The sequence below is a fragment of the Frankia sp. CcCS3 genome, assembly GCF_977927575.1.
In genome coordinates, this window is sequence record NZ_CDWRCL010000244.1 from 1 (window position 1) to 5,888 (window position 5,888).

Annotated in this window: 5 protein-coding genes; 1 reads left to right on the top strand and 4 read right to left on the bottom strand. The window is 72.5% G+C overall.

Going from position 1 to position 5,888, the window contains the following annotated elements:
- Positions 1–185: 185 nt before the first annotated feature.
- The gene (locus AC08OQ_RS17035; protein WP_462186825.1) at positions 186–500 is read left to right on the top strand and encodes a hypothetical protein; all 315 of its coding nucleotides are present in this window, start codon (positions 186–188) and stop codon (positions 498–500) included.
- 302 nt (positions 501–802) lie between these two features.
- Here AC08OQ_RS17035 and AC08OQ_RS17040 read toward each other — a convergent pair whose 3' ends face one another.
- From AC08OQ_RS17040 to AC08OQ_RS17055, 4 genes are read right to left on the bottom strand one after another with little or no spacing between them, the layout of a single operon-like run.
- Positions 803–1,672, bottom strand: coding sequence for an HAD family hydrolase (locus tag AC08OQ_RS17040; RefSeq protein ID WP_476601913.1), 870 nt, complete (start codon positions 1,670–1,672; stop codon positions 803–805).
- On the bottom strand, positions 1,669–2,817 hold the full coding sequence (locus AC08OQ_RS17045) for a cysteine protease StiP family protein (protein ID WP_476601914.1): 1,149 nt from the start codon (positions 2,815–2,817) through the stop codon (positions 1,669–1,671). The genes AC08OQ_RS17040 and AC08OQ_RS17045 overlap by 4 nt, the downstream gene beginning before the upstream one ends.
- 5 nt (positions 2,818–2,822) lie before the next feature.
- Entirely contained in the window at positions 2,823–4,388 is a 1,566-nt protein-coding gene (locus tag AC08OQ_RS17050; RefSeq protein WP_476601912.1) for a phosphoribosyltransferase family protein, read from the bottom strand.
- Positions 4,385–5,593, bottom strand: coding sequence for an HpcH/HpaI aldolase/citrate lyase family protein (locus AC08OQ_RS17055; protein WP_462186828.1), 1,209 nt, complete (start codon positions 5,591–5,593; stop codon positions 4,385–4,387). Before AC08OQ_RS17055 ends, AC08OQ_RS17050 begins: the two co-directional genes overlap by 4 nt.
- Positions 5,594–5,888 lie beyond the last annotated feature (295 nt).

A 5,888-nucleotide genomic window follows, 5' to 3' on the forward strand; every position in this document is an offset into this window, starting at 1 on the left:
ACGTGCGGAAGACAAGCCTCGACGGCGACCATGCGAACCCGGGTGCGGCTGCGCCATCTGAGCTTCCCACGCCCAGCGTCCGTGAGGGACGCACGGTTACAGTTCCGGCTGTCCTGGTACCGACTTGGGTGCTCCGCCGCTACCGTTGATGCGGGGAGGGATCGACTGTAGACGGAGAGCAACCCATGGCGTGGAACAAGCGAGGGTCGACCAGTGGTGGAGCCTCCACCGGCCGTGACAGCGTCAAACGCGGCGGCAAAGGCGGATCCGCCGGATCCAAGAACAACCCCGATACCGAGAAGAACTACGACAAGCGGGGCGCGAAGGCCGGGCATGCCGACCTCGAGCCGATGGAGACCGCGGACTGCCCCACCTGCAACGGCACCGGGAACGTGGTCGCCGAACGGGTCGAGACAGACGAAGATGGTGGCTATTCGGGAACGCAGGAGAAGAAGTGCCCGACGTGCGGCGGGGCTAAACAAATCACCAAGAGAAAATGACCAGCGATCCGCCTGAGCCGGGGCCGGCGGACGACTGCGGCCCGACCGGGCCGGAGCCGGTCGTGCCGATGCTGTCGCTGGTGGCCTGCAACAAGTGCCGGCGTCGCCGTGGCGCCCAGTTGCATGCCACAGGCAGCGTCGAGCGGGTACCAGAGCGGGGGACGTGCCCGCATGGCAGGCCGCTGCGGAAAATCTGGGCGCCTGGGTTCGGGCCGGGCTCCGAGCCGCCGCCGCTGCCCGGCACACCAGAAGAACGGCGCCAAGGCCCGGTCTGAACGGGCCCGGAAGTCGCGCGAGGAGGTTCAGCGACTCCCGGCGGCGATCTCGGCCCGGACCCGCGCGACGAACGCCGCCAGCACCTGTTCGCCCGCGAGCACCCCGGCCGCGGCGGTGACGGTGACATTCGGGCCCGACCAGCCCAGCTCGTGCAGCTCACCGTGGGCCGGACGGACGGCGTGGTCGGCCGCCGCGAGCATCGGGACGTCAAGCACGGAGTCCCCCGCGGCCAGCAGCCGGGCGGTACCGGCACGGCGGGCGACCTCGGCCACCGCGCGCTGCTTGGTCAGGACCGACGGGACGAAGTACACCTTCCGCCCCTGCAGCGACATCGCCCAGCCCGCAGCCCGCGCCGTCTCGGCCTCCCCGGTCAGGTCGGGAATGCCAGCGCGGTCGTGGGCGACGAGGTAGACGAACAACCCGTCGGCGACCCGCACGAGCCGGGCCCAGCCGCCGGCGGCGGACCGCTCGGCGAGCGCCACCATCTCCGCCAGGGGGGCGCAGGCGGCGGCGACCTCGGCCGCCACGCCCGCCGCCCAGGCCGGATCGGGGACCCCGTCGACCAGCAGGTGCCCGCCGTTGGCCGCGATCGCGTAGCGCGGCCGGACCCCGAGCTTGACCCGCGCGTACTGGGCGAGGGTGCGGGTGGTGACCGGGACGAGGACGGCGAGGTCGTGCAACTCAGCGAGCAGGGCCAGCGACCGCGCCGTCGCGAACGAGATCGGCGCGCCGTCGAGGCGTTCGACCTCGACGAGCTCCGGTGCGGGCCGGTCGTCGGCCAGCAGCAGCGAGTGCCAGGAAAAGATCAGCGTCTTGTCCAGGTCACAGGCCAGCAGATGACGCGGCCCGGACGCGGCGGACGGGCCGACCGTCACGGCGGACGAGTCGGCCGTCACGGGACGTCCGGACGCCAGCGCGCGTTCGGGGTGTGGAAGACCGGTGCCGCGCCGACCGGGCGGATCAGCCCCACACAGGAGAAGGGCAGGTCCGCCATCTCCTGGACCTCGACGTCGCGGTCGGCGGCCAGTGCCAGCACGTGCGCCAGCTCGTCGAGCCGGTCGGGGGCGATGAGGATGCGCCAGGGCACCCGGCGCAGCAGGACCCGAGTCGTCTCCCCCACCCCCGGCTTCACCATGACCACGTCGGGGATGTCGAACGCGGCTGCGATGCGCTCCACCGCCGCCCAGCCCGCCCAGGTCGGACTGCGGTCGGCGGCCCACAGCCGCGGCCAGGTCTCGGCGACCTCGTCGGCCACCTCGGGGAAGTGGGCCGCCACCGTCTCGACGAAGTGCCGGGACAGATCGTGCGCCGCGAGTTCGGCGTAGTACTTCGCACCGTGGAAGTCATCCGGACCGATGTGCTCGGCGTTGAGGACGGTCCGGCTGACCAGCCCGCTCACCGTCGAGTTCAGGCAGGCGCTCGGGATGAGGAAGTCGTCGCGGGTCCCGTAGAGCGGCACGCACCGAGCCGGGTCGGCCAGTACGGCGAGGGTATCGTCCAGCCCGAGCCGCGCCACCGCGTCGGTCAGCACCCGGGTCATCACCCCCTTGCCGGTCCAGCCGTCGACGAACTGGATCACCTCCCGGTTGTGCCGGGAGGTGAGGTAGCGGATCGCGTTCAGGTCCACGCCGCGATCCTTGATCACCGAGATCGCGTAGTGCGGGGTGTCGAGCCCGTGGCGCCAGCCATACCAGCGCCGCATCAGGATCCCCACCGGGGTACCGGCCCGGGCGATCGAGGCCAGGACCGGCTCGGGCTTGGTGACCCGTACAAGCTCCGCCACGAGGCCGGTGGCGAGCGCGACCCGGCGGGCCGACCGGTCCAGCGCCCGGTGGTAGAGCTCCAGGTAACCGGCGTCAGGCTGGTACTCGACCGGCAGGTCCTCGGAGTAGTGCCGGCCGGCCTGCATGGCCTCCTCACGGTCCTCGGTGGGCCGCTCCAAGGCGACCGCGCTGAGGTCGGTCAGCAGGAAGGTCACGTCCGCCGGATCGTATGAACCCGAGCCGACGGTGCCGGTGAGCGCGGGATCCACCGCGCCGATCCCGCTCACCGGGCGTCCCCGGGCGCACCGGTGAGCGGTCCGGCGGCGGGCGGCGCACCGGTCGGTCGAGGGGACGGCTGGTAGGAGGGCCGGTAGGAGGGCAGCGTCAGCACCGTGACCGGAGCGCATCGGCGTAGCTGAGTAAGCATGCCGTGGAGGCCGGTATCCGCACGGGGAGAGCTCCGGTCCGCCCCCGGGGCGACGTCCGTCTCAAAATCGACGTCCGGGACGGAGTCGACGACCACCACGATGTCGTCGTACATCCCGGGCCGGACGTTGTAGACGTGGCTGGCCCGGCCCGGGTCGTCCGGCGCGGGGAAGGTGAGGGCGGCGCGGATGGCGTAGCCGTCGACGTCGACGGGGTGGACCGGCGAACGCGTCGTGGACTGGTAGCGGATCTCACCCGGACTCGTCCGGGCCAGCGCGTCCGCTATCCGCATCGGCGTGTACATCAGTTCCTCCGTCCCGAGCACGAGCGTGCGACCCGCGGGCCGGGTCAGCGCGGCCAGTACCGTCGCGGCGACCGGCGGCACGACCTCGTCGAGGCGGTGGCGGTCGGTCGGCGACCAGCGATGACGGCCACCGTCAGGCAGGTCGGACGGCCAGTCGGCCACCAACCGGCGAACCGGGTGGGCCACCAGCGCCCCCGTCGCCCGCGCCTCGTCCCGACCGTCCGCGCCCCCGGCGAACCGGGCGCGGACCCGCGCGGCTCGGGCCGCGATCTCGGCCGGCACGGTGACGGTGGCCGTAAGCGGGGCGACGACATCCAGCCGGACCCCGAGCTCGTCGGCGAGATCGGCGAACGCGGCCCGGGCCGCGGGCGGACGGGCGTCGAGCAGCGTGGCAACCACGTAGTGCTCGCGTGGGGCGTGGGCATGCAGGATCCGGATCGTGCCGAGGGCGGTGCGCCCGGTCGACAGCTCGTCGTCGACGAGCACGATCGGCGCGCCGCACCGCAGGATCTCGCGGTCCTCGGGCATCAGCCAGTGGTGGGTCGCGTGAGAATGGGACTCCACGAACTCGAGGATCGGCGTGACACCGGGCAGCGGCCGCCGGGTGGTGTGCAGGTAGTGGCTCGTCGGGAGACCGTCGGCGACCGCGTGCCCCAACGCCGTCGCGGTCTCGCAGTAACCGATCACGATCGGACCGGTCCGCGGGCCCCCGGGCTGCTCGACCGGCGAACCCGGCACCAGCGAACCCGGCACCAGCGAACCCGCAACCGGCGGGTCCGCGACCCGCTTTCCGGCCTCCTCGAAGCCGGGCAGCGCCCGGACCAGCGCGGCGACCCCGGCCCCGGCCGCGAGCGCCTCGGCCGGGGCCACCGGCAGATGCTTGCCGAGCACCCGGCTAACCAACAGGTGCGCCCGGCGTGGGTTGCGGCGCAGGGCGAGTCCCACCAGGGCGTGCAGCCCCTGGCCCGCCACGTCCGCGGTGACCTGGACATCGAGGCCCAGCGCGGTCCACAGCCACATCCCTGCGGGGGCGGCCGCTGGGATGTGGGCGGGCACGGGCGCGGCCGGGTGAGGGATGGGCGCGCCGGTGGGGGCGTCCGTCCCCGCCGTCGCCGTCATCGGGCATTCCGCTGGCCGAGACGACCGTGCGTCGCCGCCAGCACCTCGACGAAGGTGTCGCCCTCGCGCAGGACACCGAACGCGCGCGCCCGGCGGATCACCGCCTCGGCCCAGGCCCGGTGCGGACGCAACTCGTTCATCTTGTTCGCGTAGCTGCTCGGCCGTACCCCGCCGGCATCCCCGTCGAGGACGGTCTCGGCATCGGTGTACTCCTCCTGGGTGACGACGTGCAGCGCGTGCACGGCGGGCACGTGGCTGGGATGGATCACCGTCTTGCCGATCAGGCCGTTGGCCTTGTCCAGAACGACCTCCCGGATCAGCCGGTCAAGGTCGGCGGAGACCAGTTCGCTGCGCATCCGGATCGCATCCTCCCCGCCGTCGACGCGGTCCGCCTGCGCGAACGGGGTCACCCGCAGCGAGCTGACAAAGAGCCGTTCCGGCTGGGCGAAGTACTCCCAGACCGGTCCGGTCACGACGTGGTCACCGCCCCGCGCACAGATATTCACGATGTCGGCGATGCAGTCCCGGACGACAGCGATGTCGTAGATCGTCAGGTCGCGGTCACGGCGCAGCCCGAACAGCCCACACAGGTCCGTCGCACCGAGCCGGATCGCCAGCACCTGGTCGGCGTGCTTGTCGACCAGCCGCCGGACCGCCGACAACGCCTCCACCCGGGTCTCCCGGTTGATGACCTGCGGGCTCTCCAGCACCGGCATGGCCCACAGCGGGCGACCGACCGTCTCGGAGGCCCGCAGCACCGCCTCCATCGCCGCCTCGCCACCCTCCTCGGCGAACTTGGGCAGCACGAACCCGGCGAGACACCCGACTCCGGCCGGCCCGAGCCGGTCGACAAGATCCGGGATCTGCCCGACCGCGCGGACCCGGACGAACAGCAGTGGTATCGCGCCCGCGGCCCAAGGGGGCTCCGCCGCGAGCGCGCGCAACGCGGCGACGACGTTGGCCTCGGCGGCGGCCACCTCGGTGTCAGCGATGGAGTCCTCCAGGCAGAGAACCATCGAGGTCACCCCCGCCGCGGTCTGTCTGTGCACGTCCGACGCCAACCGGGGGCGCGTCCCCGGGGCGTAGAGGGTCGCGCCGAGCGCGGTGGCCAGCAGACGACGATCATCATTCACGGCGATGTCCTCCGGCGGCCGGAGGAACAGTGCGTCAACCGTCTCGGGGCCCAGAAAGGCGAAGTGGCGCAAGCAGCGTTCTCCTCGTCAAAGGCAGGGGCGTCGTTCGACGAGCATCCCGAAACGGTGCGCGCCGACCGGAGCCGGCAAGATCGTGAAACGTCGCCTCTCGGTGACGGTACCTGGCGAATGGCCTCCGACGACAGACGGCGGGAACTGACAGCCAGCCGACACACGGCGGCCATCTCGGCGCCATCTACGGGGCGCCGACCTGCGGCGCAGCGTCCGCGAGCGGCCAGCCACCAGTCGGCAGCGGGCGGCCGAGGCGCCGCCCGCCCCCCACGAACTCGACTAGGGCCTGTTTGGG